Annotated in this window: 15 protein-coding genes; 4 read left to right on the forward strand and 11 right to left on the reverse strand. The window is 72.0% G+C overall.

Translation table 11 applies throughout. The features are described from left to right. Positions 1-55: 55 nt before the first annotated feature. On the forward strand, positions 56-358 hold the full coding sequence (yhbY, locus tag WME75_RS20580; RefSeq protein WP_437493389.1) for a ribosome assembly RNA-binding protein YhbY: 303 nt from the start codon (positions 56-58) through the stop codon (positions 356-358). A 53-nt stretch (positions 359-411) separates the two neighbouring features. Here yhbY and WME75_RS20585 read toward each other — a convergent pair whose 3' ends face one another. From WME75_RS20585 to WME75_RS20605, 5 genes are all read right to left on the reverse strand, one after another. Continuing rightward, positions 412-4,251, reverse strand: coding sequence for an FAD-dependent oxidoreductase (locus WME75_RS20585; protein WP_437493392.1), 3,840 nt, complete (start codon positions 4,249-4,251; stop codon positions 412-414). 219 nt (positions 4,252-4,470) lie between these two features. Beyond that, on the reverse strand, positions 4,471-5,817 hold the full coding sequence (gene accC / locus WME75_RS20590) for an acetyl-CoA carboxylase biotin carboxylase subunit (protein ID WP_437493394.1): 1,347 nt from the start codon (positions 5,815-5,817) through the stop codon (positions 4,471-4,473). A gap of 21 nt (positions 5,818-5,838) precedes the next feature. Continuing rightward, positions 5,839-6,357: an acetyl-CoA carboxylase biotin carboxyl carrier protein gene (gene accB, locus WME75_RS20595; RefSeq protein WP_437493397.1), complete on the reverse strand. Its 519-nt coding sequence runs from the start codon at positions 6,355-6,357 to the stop codon at positions 5,839-5,841. A gap of 39 nt (positions 6,358-6,396) precedes the next feature. After that, the gene (locus tag WME75_RS20600; RefSeq protein WP_437494878.1) at positions 6,397-6,864 is read right to left on the reverse strand and encodes a type II 3-dehydroquinate dehydratase; all 468 of its coding nucleotides are present in this window, start codon (positions 6,862-6,864) and stop codon (positions 6,397-6,399) included. Beyond that, the gene (locus tag WME75_RS20605; protein ID WP_437493400.1) at positions 6,861-7,220 is read right to left on the reverse strand and encodes a roadblock/LC7 domain-containing protein; all 360 of its coding nucleotides are present in this window, start codon (positions 7,218-7,220) and stop codon (positions 6,861-6,863) included. Before WME75_RS20605 ends, WME75_RS20600 begins: the two co-directional genes overlap by 4 nt. Before the next feature lie 539 nt (positions 7,221-7,759). Between WME75_RS20605 and WME75_RS20610 the strand changes: the two genes are divergently transcribed. Beyond that, complete coding sequence (locus tag WME75_RS20610) at positions 7,760-9,637, forward strand: aconitase family protein (RefSeq protein WP_437493402.1); 1,878 nt, start codon at positions 7,760-7,762, stop codon at positions 9,635-9,637. Between the two features lie 104 nt (positions 9,638-9,741). On the opposite strand, the gene WME75_RS20615 is transcribed toward WME75_RS20610, so the two are convergent. Further along, entirely contained in the window at positions 9,742-11,835 is a 2,094-nt protein-coding gene (locus tag WME75_RS20615) for a hypothetical protein (protein WP_437493405.1), read from the reverse strand. 23 nt (positions 11,836-11,858) lie between these two features. Next, the gene (locus tag WME75_RS20620) at positions 11,859-12,968 is read right to left on the reverse strand and encodes a hypothetical protein (protein ID WP_437493408.1); all 1,110 of its coding nucleotides are present in this window, start codon (positions 12,966-12,968) and stop codon (positions 11,859-11,861) included. A 77-nt stretch (positions 12,969-13,045) separates the two neighbouring features. Between WME75_RS20620 and WME75_RS20625 the strand changes: the two genes are divergently transcribed. After that, the gene (locus tag WME75_RS20625; RefSeq protein WP_437493411.1) at positions 13,046-14,560 is read left to right on the forward strand and encodes a sulfatase; all 1,515 of its coding nucleotides are present in this window, start codon (positions 13,046-13,048) and stop codon (positions 14,558-14,560) included. Positions 14,561-14,575: 15 nt separating this feature from the next. Here the strand turns inward: WME75_RS20625 and WME75_RS20630 are convergent, their stop codons facing one another. From WME75_RS20630 to WME75_RS20640, 3 genes are read right to left on the reverse strand one after another with little or no spacing between them, the layout of a single operon-like run. Then, positions 14,576-15,610 carry a hypothetical protein gene (locus tag WME75_RS20630; RefSeq protein ID WP_437493414.1) on the reverse strand — a complete coding sequence of 345 codons (1,035 nt, stop codon included), beginning with the start codon at positions 15,608-15,610 and terminating at the stop codon, positions 14,576-14,578. Continuing rightward, positions 15,607-16,017 carry a hypothetical protein gene (locus WME75_RS20635; RefSeq protein ID WP_437493417.1) on the reverse strand — a complete coding sequence of 137 codons (411 nt, stop codon included), beginning with the start codon at positions 16,015-16,017 and terminating at the stop codon, positions 15,607-15,609. Before WME75_RS20635 ends, WME75_RS20630 begins: the two co-directional genes overlap by 4 nt. Then, positions 16,014-16,679, reverse strand: a complete 666-nt coding sequence (locus tag WME75_RS20640; RefSeq protein WP_437493420.1) for a hypothetical protein — start codon at positions 16,677-16,679, stop codon at positions 16,014-16,016. The genes WME75_RS20635 and WME75_RS20640 overlap by 4 nt, the downstream gene beginning before the upstream one ends. 391 nt (positions 16,680-17,070) lie before the next feature. Here WME75_RS20640 and WME75_RS20645 point away from each other — a divergent pair, with 391 nt between their 5' ends. Beyond that, entirely contained in the window at positions 17,071-17,439 is a 369-nt protein-coding gene (locus tag WME75_RS20645; protein ID WP_437493423.1) for a hypothetical protein, read from the forward strand. 72 nt (positions 17,440-17,511) lie between these two features. Here the strand turns inward: WME75_RS20645 and WME75_RS20650 are convergent, their stop codons facing one another. After that, the gene (locus WME75_RS20650) at positions 17,512-17,727 is read right to left on the reverse strand and encodes a hypothetical protein (RefSeq protein WP_104981979.1); all 216 of its coding nucleotides are present in this window, start codon (positions 17,725-17,727) and stop codon (positions 17,512-17,514) included. Positions 17,728-17,801: the final 74 nt, after the last annotated feature.

Consider the following 17,801-nt stretch of genomic DNA (forward strand, 5'->3'; position numbering starts at 1 on the left):
GTCGGTCCGGTGAAGGGCCCGCCTCGCGCGAGCGACTCAAGAAAGGCCGAACGCTTTGGATCTCACAGGAAAACAGCGCCGCCATCTCCGGGCGCTGGCGCATCACCTCGACCCGATCGTGCAGCTCGGCAAGGCCGGGCTGACCGACGGGGTCGTCGCGGCCGTCGACGCCGCCCTGGAGCGGCACGAGCTCGTGAAGGTACGCCTGGGCACCGAGTGCCCGGACGATCAGGGCGAGGTCGCCGGCTCGCTCTCCGAGCGGCTCCGCGCCGAGGTGGCGCAGACCCTCGGCCGGACGATCCTGCTCTACCGGCGCCACCCCAAGGAGCCGAAGATCAAGCTGCCCACAGGCGACTGATCGCGAGCCGCAGCTCAGGGGGCGCCCCGGATCGCCGGGGCGCCCGGGCCACGTCACACGTGCCGGAGCGCAGGGCGCTCGGCCAGGAGGTGATCGAGCCAGGCGTTCGACAGCTTCTCCTGCACCGTGTTGGCCCGGAGCCTCGCGGCGAGGTTCTTGAAGTCGACGTGGTCGATGAGCTGGTCCTGGTTGAAGCACGAGAAGACCACCGTCTCCTTGCCCGTCTCCGGATCCACGTGGCGCTGGAGGCACTGCGCGCAGACCTCCTTCATCATGCACTGCATCGGCGAGTTGATGCTCGCGATGCCGACGTGCGTCGGATCCAGGTGCGGCGCCAGCACGCCGTGCCGCGCCTCGCGCACGGCGTTCATCATCTTGTCCGAGCCGATCGCGATGATGCGCCGGACCTCCGAGAGGCTCGCCAGCTCGCCGCCGAGCTGGCGCTCCGCGTAGGCACGCATCGCCTGGACGATGTTGCCGCGGAAATGACGGTCCATCGCGCGCCGCGGGGCGATCTCCGCGCCGCTGTCCGTGCACCAGACGACCTGATCGGTCGCCACCTCGATGTCGTCCTGCTTGAAGAGATCCTCGCCCCGCCGGTAGCCGGCGAAGTAGATCACGCGGTCGCCGCGCGCCTTCAGCGCCTTCGCGATCGAGAACAGCACGGCGTTGCCGAGCCCGCCGCCGGCGAGCAGCACCGTCTCCCCCTCGGGGATGTCCGTCGGCGTCCCGGTCGGCCCCATCACGACGACCTCCTCGCCCGGGCGCAGCGCGGCGAGCAGCCGGGATGAGGCGCCCATCTCGAGCGCGATGAGCGAGAGCAGCCCCTTCTCCTTGTCGACCCACGCGCCCGTGAGCGCGAGCCCCTCCATCGCGAGCCGCGTGCCGCGGACCACCGGCGAGCTCACCTCGTAGTTCTGCAGCCGGTAGAACTGCCCGGGCTCGAACTTGCGCGCCGCCGCGGGCGCGCGCACGACCACCTCGACGATCGTCGGGGTCAGCCGCTCGACGCGCTCGACCACCGCGACGAGATCGTGATCGAGGCGGGCGAACAGGTCGCGCCGCCGCGCGTCGCGCGCCGCCTGCGGCTCCTCGCCGAGCCGCGCGATGTCGCGCCGGAACAGCGCGACGACGGACGGGTACGCGTCCTTCGCGCTCGCCATCGCCTTCACGACGCTCCCCGCGTAGTGCGGGTGGTTGTCGCCGTAGAAGCTCACCGCGTGCTCGCCGTCGTTGTAGCTCGTGAAGAAGCCCTCCCTCGGCTTGGCCGGCTCGACCTTGAGCGCGCCGCCCTCGTCGACGTACGCGCGGTGCGGCTGGAAGAACTGCCGCCACTTGTCGAACACGAACGAGCCCGGGCGCTCCTTCTCGTAGGTGACGTTGGGGCTCGTCCCGGCCGCCACGCACACGGTGCGGGCAGGGATCGAGACCGCCTGCCCCGCGCTCCGCCACTTGCCGTCCACGACCTCCTGGCGATCGAACACGAGCGAGGACACGCACCCGCGCTCGTCGAGCACCGCCTCGATCGGGGCGAGGTTCTCGACGTAACGGATGCCCTCCTCGAGCGACTTGGCGACCTCCTCGTGGTTCAGCCGGTAGGCCGGCGAGTCGATGAGCCGCTTCCGGTAGACCAGCGAGACGCCGCCCCACGCGTCGATCAGCCCCTGGAACCGCGGCGGCCGCCCCTCGCGCGCGGCGCGGGCGCGCTCGTCGCGGATCTCCTCGGCGTGGCGCCGCTGCTCGACAAGGAACTCCCGCTCCTCCTCGTCGAACATCGCGAGGACCGAGGCCTCGCCGCGCTCCGCGACGAGCGCGTCGAGCCGGTCGGCGGTCTTCTCGGCCTGCACGATGTAGTAGGCCGCGAGCTCCGTCGCGGTGTCGATCGCCGTGAGGCCGCCGCCGATCACCACCGCGGGCAGCCGCACCTGCAGGTTCGCGAGCGCCGAGCGCTTGTAGGCGCCGGCCAGCTGCAGCGCCATCAGGAAGTCCGAGGCCTTGCGGATGCCGCGCGCGAGGTTGTTCTTGAGCGGGATGATCGTCGGCCGCCCCGCGCCCGCCGCGATCGCGACGTGGTGGAACCCGAGCCGGAAGGCGTCGTCGAGATCGATCGTGCCGCCGAACCGCACGCCGCCGTGGATCCGGAGCAGGCGCTGCCGGGCGAGCGTGACGTAGAGGACGGTGAGGAAGTTCTTGTCCCACCGCACCGTGATCCCGTACTCGCTCACCCCGCCGAAGCCGAGGAGGACGCGCTCGTCGAGCTCGGTGTAGAGCCGCTTGAAATCCCTGACCGGCCGCGGCGGGCGCGTCTCGTCGCCCGTGAGCTCGACCGGCAGCGGCTCGATCTTCAGCCCGTCGATCGACACGCACGCGAAGCCCTGCCGGGTGAGGTGGTGCGACAGGGTGTAGCCGGCCGGGCCGAGGCCCACGACGAGCACGTTCTTGCCGTTGTACGGGAGCGCGTGCGGCCGCAGCGCGTCGAGCGGGTTCCACCGCGTGAGCAGCCCGTAGATCTCGAGGCCCCACGGGAGCGACAGCACGTCCGTGAGCGCCGCGGTCTCGATCTGCGGGATGTCCACCGGATCCTGCTTCTGGAAGACGCACGCCTTCATGCAGTCGTTGCAGATGCGGTGCCCGGTGCCGGGGCACATCGGGTTGTCGATACAGACGAGCGCGAGCGCGGCGATCGACTCGCCCCGCCCGCGCATCGTGTGCATCTCGCTGATCTTCTCTTCGAGCGGGCAGCCGTGGAGCTCGACGCCGAGCGGGTTCGACTTGATCGCGCCGGTCTTGTTGTCGCGCAGGCCCTTCGAGCACGAGTCCTTGTCGCGATCGTGGCAGAGGAGGCAGTAGTCGACCTGGCTCTCGACCTCGCGGGGCCCCGCCCGCCGGTCGGTCAGCGCGAAGCCGTCGCGATCCCTCCGCTCGTGCTCCGGTCCGACGAGGAGCTCGGCCGAGCCCGGGCCGTCGCCCGCGCCCTTCTTGTGCAGCTGGACGAGCGCCTGGTAGTCGAGCGTGCGCGGCGCCTTGAGCGTCGGCCAGCGCCGCGCCGGATCGTGCTCGTCCGCGCGGCGCGTCGCGAGCCACGCCTCGACGGCGTCGAGCGCGAACGAGACGACCGCCGCGTCCTCGGCCTCCGTCGGCTCCGCGCCCGCGACCGAGACCGCCTGCGCCACGCGCTCCGCGAGCGCCGGGTCCTCCCGCAGCGCCGCGCGCGCCTTCGACGCCCGCGCGCGGAGCTCGTCCGTCCACTTCGCGCCGCCGGCCTTGGCGGCCTTGCGCGCGATCTCGTCGACCTCGATCAGCGCGAGCACCGCGCGCGCGATCGCGAGCTCCTCGGCGGCGGAGCCGCTGTCGAGCGCGCTCGCCGGCGCGCCCATGGCCACGAGCGACCGCCGCGCCGCGTGCGCCGCCTCGACGTGCGTGCCCTGCCACGCCTTCCCCGGGTTCGGCTTGAACAGCCGCTTCTTCGAGAACTCGCGCTTGAAGTCCCAGAGCACGCCGCGCTCGAGGGTCGCGTCGATCTGCGCCTGGGTCTCCCGCTCGACGCGGAAGAGCGTGGCCACGAAGCGGCCGACGTACGGCGCCGCCGCGAGCAGCGCCTCGGAGACCTGCTCCGGGGTGAGCGCGGTCCGGACCGCGTCGCCGCCCCCGGCGCCGGAGGCCCCCGCCGGCTCCGCGCGCAGGGCGGACCGGTACGCGTCGAAGCGCGCGAAGGCGCCCTCGTCCGACGCATGGAAATACTCCTCGAAGCGCTCCGTCAGCTCGGCGAGCTTCGCAGGGTCGAAGAGGTCGGCGTAACCGAAACCAGGGATTCCGAGCTCGAGCTCGGAAGCATCGGAGGTGGCCTGCACCCACGCAGAGAAGTCACCCTGCACTCCAGCGTTCGCTTCCATACCCGCGGCAAATGCTTTCTATTTCAAGGGGTTTGCTCGCCCGGCGAGGGCGCGCCCGCCCGATCCCGAGAGGGACGTAAAGTAGCACCGGGCGGTGCCGCCGACCTGTCTCTCGGGCAACATTCATCGCGCCGCGCTGCGCTCGCCGACGCGAGCGCGCATCGGTTGCGCGTTCGCCGCATTCGCCGCGCCGGCAAGGCGAGCGCGGGCGCGTCGCGGTCAGAAGCCCTGCGAGACGACGCGCTCGATCGTGTGGGTCGAGATGTTGCCCGCGATGACGTCGGGATCGCGCAGCAGCGCCTGGTGCAGCGGGATGTTCGTGCGGATGCCGCCGATGATGAACTCGTCGAGCGCGCACCGGAGCCTGGCGATCGCCTCGGCCCGGTTCGCGCCGTGCGCGATCACCTTGGCGACCAGCGAGTCGTAGGAGCTCGGGACGCGGAAGCCGCCGTACACGCCGGAGTCGACGCGGATCCCGACGCCGCCGGGGGAGTGGTACTCGGTGATGAGCCCGGGCCACGGCACGAACGAGCGCGGATCCTCGGCGTTGACCCGGCACTCGATGGCGTGGCCACGGAAGCTCCAGGGTCGCGTGTCGGGCAGCGTGAGGCGCTCGCCGGCGGCGGCGAGGATCTGCTGCGCGACAAGATCGACGCCGGTCACCATCTCGGTGACCGGGTGCTCGACCTGCACGCGGGTGTTCATCTCCATGAAGTAGAGATCGCCGCGGTCATCCATCAGGAACTCGAGCGTGCCGAGGCCCGTGTAACCGGTCTCCAGGACCGCGGCACGGATGATGTCGCCCATCCTGGAGCGCTTCTCGTTGTCCATCGCCGGGCTGGGCGACTCCTCCATCACCTTCTGGTGCCGGCGCTGGAGCGAGCACTCGCGCTCGCCGAGCGTCCACACGCCCCCGTGCTGATCCGCGAGCACCTGGAACTCGATGTGGCGCGGCGCCTCGACGTAGCGCTCGAGGTAGACGTCCGGGTTCTTGAAGCCGTTCATGGCCTCCTGCGTCGCGATCTCGAACGAGCGCTGCACCTCGCCGTCGTGGCGGACGATGCGCATGCCCCTGCCGCCGCCGCCCCCGGAGGCCTTCAGGATCACCGGATAGCCGACGCGCTCGGCCTGCTCGCTCGCGTCCGCCGCGCTCGTGAGCACGCCGGTGCCGCTGAGCATCGGGATGCCGAAGCGCTTGGCGACCGCGCGCGCGGACACCTTGTCGCCCCAGGTCCGCATCGCCTCGGCGGTCGGCCCGATGAAGGTGAGCCGGCACTTCTTGCAGAGCTCGGCGAACTTCGGGTTCTCCGAGAGGAACCCGTAGCCCGGGTGGATCGCGTCGGCGCCCGTGACCTCGGCGGCGGCGATGATCTGCGGGATGTTGAGGTAGCTCTTCGACGCGTCGGCCGGGCCGACGCACACGGCCTCGTCCGCGAACCGGACGTGCAGCGCCGCGGCGTCCGCCTCGGAGTGGATCGCGACCGAGCGGATGCCGAGCAGGCGGCAAGCGCGGATGACACGCATCGCGATCTCGCCGCGATTGGCGATCAGGATCTTCTGGAACACGGCACCCTCGCCCCGGCAGCGCTAGCTGCCCCGCACCTTGAAGAGACGCTGTCCGAACTCGACCGGCTTGCCGTTGTCGACGAGGATCTCGACGATCGTGCCGGGGGAATCCGCCTCGATCTCGTTCATCAGCTTCATCGCCTCGATGATGCAGAGCGCCTGACCCACGCGGATCGCGCTTCCGACGTCGACGAAGGGCGGCGCGTCAGGAGACGGCGAGCGGTAGAACGTGCCGACGAACGGCGAGGTGACGTACGAGATCCCCTCGTCGCTCGCCGCGGCGGGCGCCGCCGGTGGCAGCGCCGCAGCAGGCGCGGCCGCCGGCGGCGCGGCGGGTGCCGCGGCCGGCGCGCTCTGGAGATGGTACGCGACGGGCGCGAGCTGCGACGCCCCGCCCTGCGGCACGAGGCCCCCGCGCGTCAGCCGGATGCGAACGTGTTCGTCCTCGAACTCGAAGTCGCTCACGTTGCGCTTCTCTAGGAGGCGCACCAGCGCCCGCAACTGCTTGAGGTTGATGTTCATGGAAGGACGTTCGGCCATCGATGTTTGCCGCCTTTCAACCAGAGTGACGGCGCATGATCAACCTCTTTCGTCCGACCGCAGCTTCTCCAGGTGCCCGAGCAGCCCGAGCAGCCCGAGCACGTACGAGCTCGGACCGAAGCCCGCGACGCGCGCCATGCACGCAGGCGCGATGCGGGAGCGGCGGCGGAACGGCTCGCGAGCGTCCGGGTTGGAGATGTGCACCTCGACGGTCGGGAGCGCGCACGCGCGGATCGCGTCGTAGAGCGCGATGGAGGTGTGCGTGTAGGCGCCGGCGTTGAGGAGGATGCCGTGGAAGCCGCGATCGCCGGCGTGGCTGATCGCGGTCACGAGCTCCCCCTCGCAGTTCGATTGCATGCACGACACCGTGGCGCCGTGGGCCCGGGCGGCCTCCTCGACGGCGCTGTGGATGTCATCCAGCGTGGCCGTGCCGTAGATCGCTGGCTCGCGCTTGCCCAGCCGATCGAGGTTCGGCCCCGAGATGACCGAGATCCTGAAGCTGCTCAGACGAGCTCCTTCAGCAGCACCGGCACCTTGGTGCGCAAGAGGTACCGGGCCTTGCCGATGTTCGCGTCGGGCGTCATCGAGAAGGCCACGAAGTACGAGCTGTTCACGACGCGGATCAGCGTGGTGACCTTCTCCGCCTGGATCGCGATCTCGGCGGCGTTGCCCGCGTCGAGCATCTCGGCGGCGCGCTGGATCGACTTCAACACGACGCTGAACTCGGCGCCGATGGTGGTGATGTCGAACGCGGCCCCGGGCTTGGAGTAGCTGTCGACCGCGATCCCCTCGAAATCCATGAGAAGGGTCGCGATGCCGCCCTCGGTGTTCTCTACGACTTCCTTCAGCACGGCCTGGAACATGCGCCGAGACTACCCAAGCGCGGCACGATCGGGAAAACAAACGAACGGGACCCGCCGTCTCGCGCCTCGGCCCGGGCGTCCGGCGCTCCCCCGCGCCGGCCGCCCGGGCCGAGGCGCGCGCCAGAGGGAGGAGGAGGAGGAAGAAGGGAAGGACTGACAGCCCGCGGAGACGCCGCCGCGCGACCGAGCGCAACACCGCAAAAGCTCGCTCCGGCCGCCCGTCAGCGCGGTGAAGCGCGCTGATATAACGATGAACGGCGAGCGCGCTTTGCCTCTTGCATCCTGGTCCCAACCGGGCGATTCCCGCCCCAGGGGGCCCGCTCCAAAGCACGCCTTGACCCTTGTCCCGGCGAGCGGCTAACGTGCGGCCGTTCTTTCGCCTCGCGGCAAGGCCGTGGGCGGATCCCGCCGGAGCATCTCACCGGCGGGGCGACGTGAAACGTGGTCGGTGCGGCGTATGCCGCACCCGCCAGCTCATCAAGAAAAACAAGGACGGCCCAACATCTATGCGTGCGCGAGCCGGGGATCCCCCCCGCACGATGCCCCAGAAGATCCTCGCCGGGCGGGCGACGGATCCTCAGCTGCGGGGTGATCTCGTTCAGGTCAAGGTCGATCAGGTAATCCTCTCCCGGGCGCCATCGCGCGCGCTGGCCGAGGCCATCGCCACGGGCATGAAGAAGACGCCGGTCGAAGTCGCCGTCGCCTACGACGGCACCTGCGTGGCCGACGCGAGCTCGCTCGCGGACACCGACGAGGGGAGCCCGCACTCGGTGTCGCCCGAGTTCCCGACCTACAACATCCCGATCGCGCGACCCGGCATCGGCTTCCCCGCCCCCGTGCACCTCGAGCGCTTCGCCGCGCCGGCGCGGCTCGCCCTCACCGACGACCCGCGCCTCGCGACGGTCGGCGGCATCGGCATGCTGTCGCTCGTCGTCTCGCCGAGCCAGCTCGGGCAGGCGCTCGCCACGGGCTCGGCCTGGCTCCGGCCGCCGCGGAGCGTCCAGATCCACCTCTCGGGCCGGGTGCGGCCATTCGTGTGCGCGAGGGACGTCGCCCTCGAGCTGCTCCGCAGGAACCTCGACGAGGTCGTGCGGCGCATCGAGGGCGAGCACCACGCGCCGGTGATCCTCGAGTTCGCCGGGCCGAGCGCGCGGCTGCTCTCGGTGGGCGACCGCGCGGTGCTCTGCGGCATCGCGCCGCAGGTGGGCGCGGCGGCGGCGCTGTTCGTGAGCGACGAGAAGACGGAGGTCTTCCTCCGCGATCAGCGCAGGTCGAAGGCCCACCGGGCGCTCGTGCCCGATCCGGGCGCGCCCTGCGAGGAGGTCGTCTCGATCGACCTCGGCACGGTCGACCCCCTGCTGATGGACGAGGAGGGCGTGGTCCGGCCGGTCCGCGATCTCGCCGGCAAGCCGGTGGCGCAGGTCGTCCTCGGGGGCGACTCGGGCGTGACGTTGCGCGACATGCTCGCGGCGGCGCTGCTGCTCAAGTCGAAGCGCGTCCCGTCGCGGCTCGATCTGCTCGTCGCGCCGCCGTCGCGGCAGGTGCTCGAGGTGCTCGCGCAGTCGGGGGCGCTCGTCGATCTCGTGGCGACGGGCGCGCGGATCATCGAGCCGGACAGGCGCGTCGTGACCTCGGAGATCTACCCGCCGCCGCCCGGCGGCCTGTCGCTGCGCACGGCCGATCCGGAGCCGCGCATCGCCGGGGCGCCGTCGTTCGTCGTGGCCTCGGCCGAGACGCTGGCCTACGCCGTGGCCACGGGCTCGGTCGGCGATCCGCGGTCGTTCAAGCGGCCGGTGCGGGTGACCGTGCCGCGGGCGCTGCCGACCGACGACGTGCTGATCCTCCGCGACAAGAAGGGCGAGCAGGTGAGCACGAAGAAGCCGCCGGCGGCGCCCGCGGCGGTGCCCTGGAAGGGGCCGCTGACGCTCGACGTGCTCGCGGGCGTGCCGAAGGGGAACGGGCGCGCGGCGGTCGGGGTGCACGGGCGCAAAGCCCCTGGCCCGGCCGAGCCGGCCGCGCCTGTCGCCGACGACGACAGGGCGCCGGCCGAGAGCACGGCGGCCGGCGGGGTGGCGCTCGTCCTGTCGACGCTCGACGAGGTGCGGGCGGTCGCTGAGCGCGCGACCGACCTGTCGACGGTGCGCGCGGTGGTCGCGCCCTTCGTGCCGAGCACCGCGGTGTCGGCGTTCGCGAGCGAGGGGATCGCCACGTTCCTCGTCGGCGCGGAGGCGCTCGGCAGCATCAAGGGGCAGAAGAGCTTGGAGCTCCCCGCCCCCGCCCAGTGGGGCGATCGCGTCGCGGCCGTCTTCGACGGCGAGCGCGTCGAGGTGGCCTGGCTCGCGACGGGCATGGAGCGGAGCTGGACCCACGCAGGCACCGTGCGGCAGCCGCCCATCGCGAGCAAACCAGCGCGGTAGCGGGGCGAGCGCGCGGCGGATCCGGTGAGGATGCGGGGATCCCTCACCGGAAGCGGGGGGCCGAGGAGCCCCCCGCCGGGAACCGGGGAACGAGAGCGCGGCGCTCAGGGCGCCGCGCGCACCGGGGCGAGCGGGGCGAGGAGCTTGATCTCGTTCGTGAGATCGCGGAAGCGGATCTGCTGCTCGTTGATCTGCATCTCAAGCACGATGACGCGCTTCGTGATCTCGTCGAGGCGCGCCGACGCCTTCGCGAGCCGGTCGGTGAGATCGCGGCGGAGCTCGTCGGCGGTCCTGTTCTTCTCGATCGCACGGAGGTTCTGCCGGAGCTCGTGGCTCTGCTGCTGGAGGCGCTCCTGCTCCGCGATCAGCTTGTCGCGCTCGTCGATGGCGGGGCGCAGCTTGCCCCGGACGTCCCAGGCCTGGCCGAGCTGCTTCGCCACGGTGGCGTCGACGCGCGGGTCCTTCAGGTAGGCCTGCACCGCGTCGTCGGCGAGCTGGCTGAGCCAGTCGATCTGCTGCCGGAAGAGCCGCCGCTCGTCCACGTCGAGCACCGCCGTCCCCCGCCGCGGCACGTCGATCGGCACGAGCGCGCTGCCCGTGCCGACGTTGTCCTCGGTGCCCTTCGGGGGCGCGTGCAGGCGCGTCCCGTGCAGGCGGGGGTGCTTCACGAGCGTCCTCGCCGCGAGATCGCCGCCGTTGCGGACGGCGTACTTGGTGTGCGTCACCCAGTCGCGCTCGATCTCGATCGCGCCGCCCTCGATCTTCGCGATGCGCGCGCCCTCCGCGCTCTCCTCGCGCGCCGTGTCGACGGCGAGCCCCCGCTCCAGCGCGAACGGCACCGTCGTCGTGGCCCCCGGCGGCAGCGGCTCGACCATGCCCTGGCCGAGGAACGAGCCGTTCTCGAAGACCGCGATGGGGCCGCGCTCCAGGAGCCCCTTCGTGTCGTTCGTGAAGCGCGCCACCCGGAACGGGTGGGAGCTCGACGCGGGCACGCCGCCGTCGGGCGCGAACAGGAAGATCGACTCGCCGGGCACCTGCTTCGCGAGGAGCAGGACCATCGTCGCGCTCCGGTCGGGGATGTCGACCGGGAACGGGATGTCGTACCGCGTCGTGCCCGCCTCCATCGCGACCGCGGCGAGGGCGCTCATGTTGCGCGGCGGCGACGGGTTCATCATGGCCTTGTTGTCCATGGCCGCCGGATCGTCGGCGAACACCGCGCCTCCCCGCTGCGGCCCCGCGGCGCCAGGCGCGCCGCCGTAAGCCCGCTTCGCCGCCGGCCTCGGGGGCATCTTGCCCCTGGCAGCCTCGTCCTGCTTCATGAACGCCAGGTTGCCGCTCTCCTCGGCCTCGCGCGCGTACTCATCGGCCACCTCTGCCGCAGGCGCCGGCGGCGCAACCGGCATCGCCGCGGGCGGCGGCGGAGGCGGCGCGGGCTGCGCGGCCTCGGTGGCCAGCGTGGTCTCGCTCGTCGGCACGGACGCGATCACCTCGCCCTGGTCGCTGACGATGGGGCGCGGCGGGATCGCCGCCCGGTCGAGCGTCGCCTGGAAGGCGAGCGGCGCGCCCGCCACGAGCGACAGCTTCACGCCATTCCAGTCCTCGCCCGAGAGGTTCTGCACGATGCCCCACGCCTGGAGGTGCGCCTGCTTCGACGTGGCGCGCGGGTCGCCGCTCGCGGCGCCCGGAGCCCCGGCCGCGCCCATCACGAGCCGGTAGGAGGGGCGCCACACCGGCGTCTCGGCCACGTAGCCGACCACGAGGTCGTGCTCGCGCCCGTCGAGCGTCAGCTTCACGTTCGCGAGCTCGTCCCGCTTCTTCTTCTCCGCCGTCGCGCCCTTGTCCCCGGGCGGCGGCGCGACCGTCACCTCGGGCCCGGGCGCCGCCGGCGCGTCGTCCTCGTCCGAGCCTTCGTCGACCTCGACCGGGAACGACGCGCTCCGGACGCTGCTGCCGCCGGCCTCGATGACCGCGAGCGTCGCGAGGAAGTCGCCGACCTTCTCCTTGCGCACGCGGAAGGTCACCTGATCGGCGTCGATGAACCCCCGGCGCTCGAAGTACGCGACGCCGTTCCTGTAGATGACCACGCGGCGGAGCGCGAGCCCCGAGGCGTCCACATCGGGGACGCGCGCGCAGCCGGCGAGCAGAGAGAGCGCGAGGAGCAGGCCGGAGCCCGCTCGCGCGACGTCGTACCGTCTCATGATGTCCGTGGGTTTTTCTTGGGTCAGCTGTCGGTAGGCGCCGTCGAGGCGCGGCGCCAGTCGGGCGGCAGGTCGAGAAAGCCCTCGTTGCAGAGGAACTCGTAGAGCCCCTCGCAGACCTCGCCGCAGATCATGCTGAAGAGCTGGGGATCGGTGATGAAGAGGATCGTCTCGTCGCGCTCGGAGCCGGCCGTGTCGGCGAGCTGGGCGACCAGCTCGTCCTCGGCGAAGCCGATGAGCATCACCATGAGGTGGCGCTCGAACGCCGCGCGGAAGCGAGGGAAGGCCTCGCTCGTCACCTTGTACGCGAACGCCCTGCCCTCGAACGTACCCGCGTCACGCACGACCCGCGCGGCGATCTCGCCGAGGCTCTGGGCGAGGCGCACACTGAAGAAGTCGACGAGCACGGCGTGCACCACCGAGACGATGCGCCTGAGCTCGCTCGATCGGCGCGACAGGAAGGCGTCCTGCATGTCCTTCGTGAGCTTCGCGAGCAGCTCGAACGACTGCTCCCGCGCCTCCTCGGAGGCGAACTCGAAGCCGTCGAGCTCGGTCTCGATCCGGTTCTTGTAGCGGGTCAGAACGTAGAAGAGCGCCTGCTCGCCGTGGTGGATCACCTTCGGCGCGCCGTCGCGGCCCCGCGTCTTCTCGTGGAGCTCGGACTGGAAGAACAGGCGGGCGAGGTTCTTGTGGATCTTCTTGAGCCGCCGCTCGACGAGCAGCGAGATGCCGTCCTCGCGGATGACCCGCTCGAGCAGGGTGCAGAGGGTCTTCTCGTGCGCGTCGCGGATCGCGTCCTGGTTCCTCGTCCCGCGCTCCGCCGCGCCCGCGGAGGCCTGGATCACCTTCAGCTGGGCGACGACCTGCGCGGTGACCGCGTCGAGCTGGGGGTTGGTCTCGAGATCGGCGCGGTAGTGGACGATGCGGGCCTGCATCTGCTCCTCGAGCAGGCCGAGCGCCATCTCGGTGATGTGGTCCTTGAGCGCCTGGCTGACGTGCTCGCCCACGCGCCGCGGTGCGTTGGGCGGGAGCGACCGCGGCGGCTCGAGCGCCGCCCTCTCCCCCGGCCTGGCACCGGGTTGCGATCGGCCCGAAGGCGGCAGCGGCGGCGGGTTCCGAGGGGCCGAGGCCATGAGCAGAGAGCATACCGGAAGTCGCGCGCGGTGTGCGGCTTTGGCGGAGCGGCGCAAGTCGGAGTAAGACGGCGCTCATGCACACGGTCGCTTCACGTACGAGAGCCTGGGAACCGGAAGGACAACGGGCGCCCTCCTGCTCGACGCCCCCTCCCGCGGCGCCCCCGCGCCTGGCCCGCCGGCGCCTCGCGGCGACGCTCGCGCTCGCGCTCGTCAGCGCCGGAGCGGGCTGCTCCCGCGAGGGCGACGGCCATCCCCCGCCCGCGCGCACGCCGGAGCCCACAGCGCGGCAGGAGCCCGTCGCGGCCGGATCACAGGCCGCCGCGGGCAAGGAGGGCGACGCCGCGCCGGCGGCCGAGGGCGCCGCCGCCGCGGGCAAGGAGGGCGACGCCGCGGGGGCGCCGGCGACGCAGCGCCCGAAGATGAACGTGCTCGTGATCTCGATCGACAGCCTGCGCGCGGACATGCCCTGGAACGGCTACGAGCGCGACATCGCGCCCACGCTGACGGCGTTCGAGAAGAAGGCGGTCAGCTACACGCGCCACTATGCGATCTCGTCGTACACCTCGATGAGCGTCGGCGGCTTCCTCGCCGGCCGGTACCCGAGCGCGGTCGATCGCAGCGGCTACTTCTTCGGCAACTACCCCGACAGCGTCGTGATGTTCCCGGAGCTCCTGCAGAAGGCCGGGGTGCGGACGATGAGCGCGCACGCGCACTTCTACTTCGACCAGAAGGCGGGGTTCCGGCAGGGCTTCGACGTGTACGAGATCGTGCCCGGTCTCTCGGCCGACAACACGACCGACCGGAACGTGACGAGCCCCGGGCACCTGGACCTCGCGATCAAGATGCTCTCCGACAAAGCGAACACATCGGGCACCTTCTTCGCGTACTTCCACTTCCTCGATCCGCACGACGTGTACATGACGCACGAGGGGATCGAGCCGTTCGGCAAGCGCGCCCGCGACAAGTACGACGGGGAGGTGAAGTTCACCGACATGCACGTGGGCAAGCTGCTCGATTTCGTCGCGAAGCAGCCGTGGGGGAAGGACACGGCGATCATCGTGACCGCCGACCACGGCGAGGCGTTCGGCGAGCACAAGATGCATCGCCACGGCTTCGAGGTGTGGGACGTGCTCACCCACGTGCCGCTGATGATCCAGGCGCCCGGGGGGATCACCCCGCGCCGGATCAACGTGCCGCGCAGCTCGATCGACCTCGCGCCCACGATCCTGGAGCTGACCGGCGCCCCGCCGGAGCCGTCGTTCCCGGGCACGAGCCTCGTGCCCGAGCTCTACGGCGCGAGCGCCGAGCCGCGCGACGTCATCGTCGATCTGCCGCGCACGAGCGACAACGACCGGCGCAGGGCGCTCATCAGCGGGCAGCACAAGCTCATCGCCTACGGCGACGACGACGCGTTCGAGCTCTTCGACGTTGTCGCGGATCCGGGGGAAACGAAGGATCTCAAGCGCGAGCAGGCGGCCGTCTTCGAGGCGATGAAGGCGATCTACAGGGAGCGCTCCGCCGCCATCAAGGACGTCTGCCCGAAGAACACGGCGAAGCTCAAGGGGAAGAAGAAGAACAAGCCCTGCTAGCGCAGACGCACGGAGCTAGCGCGCCGGCGGGGTGACGGCGATCGTCACGACGTCGTCCTCGCCCGCCTCGCTCGCGGCGCGCGCCACGAGGCGGGCCCCTCCGCACTCCAGGTGCAGCACCACGGGCGCCACCGCCTCGCGGCTGCACGACGGATCGCCGGAGACGCGCGCCGCGAAGGCGCCGCGCGAGAGCTCGACCGCCAGGACGATCCCCCCGATGCGGCCCTCGGGGTCGTCCGGGGCGACCTCGCGCGCCGAGCGCGCCTCCTCGAGGCGCGTGAAGAGATCCGGCCCCCGGATCGCGACCTCGATCGGGCGGCCCGCCGCGTCCTGGAGGACGGCGACCTCGATCTCCGCCTGCCGCGGCGCGCTCTCGCCCCCGGCGTTCACGACGAACGGGAGCGCGATCCGCTTCGCACAGACGGCAGCGCCCGGGGTCGCGCGCTCGTCGGCCGGCGCGCACCGGGGCGCCGGCAGCGCCAGGCTGAACGGGACGATCACCTCGGCAGGCGCCTCCGCGAGCGGGCGCCCCCAGGCCTCCCTGCCCAGGAACCGGCGCAGCCATGCGGCGAGCTCCTCGCGGATCCGCGCGCGCTCCGCCCGCTGTCTCGAGAGGTGCGCATCCGTCTGCTGGGCCGCGCGCGAGAGCAGGTCGCCGGCGCTGCGCTCCCGGACGAGCGCGCGCAGCCGGTGGGTCGCCTCCGCGCGGAACGCGCCCCTGGGCAGCGTGGCCAGGTACGCCGCGAGGCCGGCGGCGGTCCCGCGCTTCGCGGCGTAGTAGATCGGCTCGGCCCGCGCGAGGTACGCGCGCACCTCGGCGGCGAAGGCCCCCTCCGGGTGGCGCTCCAGGTAGGCCGACGCCGCCGCGAGCCGCCCCTCGAGGGTCCTCGATACGCGCGTCGCCCGGTACGCCGCATAGTCGTCGTAGCTCGCGAGGAGCGCCGGCTTCGAGGCGCACCCGGACAGGGCCGCGACGAGCGCGGCGCACGAGAGCACCCGCGCGGCCCTCGCGAGGCGCCGACCCGACGCGACTGCGCCGCGCCCGCTCACGGCGCCTCTTCCAGTGGGCAAAAATTGCACTCCGTCGGGATCGACGCGCCCTCGTCCGCCATGTGATCGCGGTACTCGTCGCAGCTCGCCATGTTGAGCTTGTGCAGGCACACCTCGCCGTCGTGGACCAGCGGATAGCAGCCGGCCGGGAGGTCCGGCGCGGCCTCGAAGCCGCAAGCGGCGGCGCAGGCGCGCGTGTGCAGGCCACAGTCCTCGCACTGGGCGCAGTCGATCTGCGCCTTGAGCGCGAAGAACTTGTACGGGTCGAGCTCCTCCGGCGCCTGCCCGCAGCTGCCGATGTCGCCCACGACCGGCGCGATGCCCACGAGGAGCAGCAGCGCCGCGACCCCCGCGGCCTCGCTGGCCCGGAGGCGCCCGCGGCGCCGCTCGTGCCCCGACGAGCTCATGGCAAGAGCTCGTGCTCGATCATGAGCCCGAGCTGCGCGGAGACGACCGGATAGACGGTGTACGCCGCGTCGTACGTCGCGGCGCCGTAGAAGAGATCCCCGACGATCTCGCCCGAGAGCGCGACGCCCGCGAGGAGGAAGTACCCGAGCCCCACGGCGAGCTCGCCGCCGACGTTCACGTCGGGCTCGATCAGGATCGCCGCGCCGAGGCGCCCGTACGCGAGCGCGCGCGTGAGGCCGCGGTAGGCGACGAAGTAGCTCGGCGTGAGCGACTCCTGCGGCACGCCGTCCACCGCGATCGAGAGGCGCAGCGCCCCGCCGTGCTGGACGCCATCGGCCGGCCCCAGCGCCAGCGCGACGCCGAGATCGAGGTACCCCGCGGTCAGCGAGAGCGACTCCGCCGTCTCCCCGAGCTGCGTCTGCAGGCGGTACGGGTTGTTGAACCGGATCCCGGTCCCCATCGCGAGGGTCGACACGACGCGCCCCGCCGTCCCCGGTGGCCGCGAGAGCGCGCGGTACGCCTCGAGCTCGGCGCCCCCGCCCGCCTCGCCCGGCGGCGCCTCCGCGCCGCGGCCGGCAGCAGGCTGGGCCGCGGCGACGCGCCCGAAGGACGCCCCGAGGAGAACGGCCGCGAGCGCAAGCCCGGTCCGGAGTTCCAGCATCGCCACGAACCTTCTACCCCGAGGTGGCGCTCGCTGGCACGCTCAATTGCGTCCCGACCGCGCGCCGCGCGCGCCTCGTCCGCGCGCCGCGCCCCCGGCCGCGGCGCAACGTGCAGCCTTCGGCACGGTCCTCGCTCCCGTTGCGTATCCGCCCGCTGCACCTGCGGACCGGACCCTGCATGGGGAGACCACCGTGAGCAATTCAAGCACCCGAGGCAGGCAGAGCACCGCCGCACCTTTGTCACCGCCACGCGCGCCGCGCACGAGCACGACGCAGCGCCGAGAACGAGAAGATCGCAGCGACCCGGGAAGGCCCCGCAGTCAGGCGCAGGCTCCCCAGAGCGCCGCGCGCTGGGCCGGAACGAGCGAGCTGGACGACCCGTTCATCGACATGATGGACACCGCCTCGGCGCCCCCGCTGCGCGGCAAGGTGAGCCCGCGCAGCGAGATCAGCGACGTGATCCCGACGCTCGACGACGAGGTCCGCGGCTACCACCATCACCCGAACGACGCCGGCTGCACCGAGTTCGAGGTGAACCCCGACGCCGCCGACGCCGCCGCCGATCTGGCGAGCGATCTCGGGGCGGAGTTCCTCGAGGGAGCGACGCGGGGGCAGGACATCAGCGATGTCGTGATGTCGCACGACGACGACGGCGACCTGCCCTATCTCCTGGAAGACGAGGAGGTCGAGTCCGTGGAGCCCGACGCCGAAGAGGACGAGCAACCTGTGACCCAGCGGATGCGACGGAACGTGGGTTGAGAGGCGGCCCGCGCCGGCGCGGCGAGACCGCGGCGCGCGCCGCCACGCGCGGCGCGAGCAGGCCCGGCGGGGTCACGCCTGCCCGAGCACGGGCAGCTCCGCCACCACCTCCCCGTCGATGCGGATGAAGGCCAGCAGGCCCTCGTCCTCGTAGGCCAGCACATCGAGCACGATCCGCTCGCACAGCGGCAGCACGTACAGCGCTCCGTCGTCCGCCATCACGGTCATGGATCGCACAGGTGCGCTCGCCGTGGGCAGCGTCTCCGTGGTCCGTCGTCGCGCATCCATGTTGCTTGAGCTCCCAGGCTTGAATCGAGCTCCGGCCACCGCCGGCGCCGCGAGGCTAGAGGGCCTGCCCGCCC

This window comes from Sorangium sp. So ce1014, assembly GCF_051521505.1.
Taxonomy (GTDB): domain Bacteria; phylum Myxococcota_A; class Polyangia; order Polyangiales; family Polyangiaceae; genus Sorangium.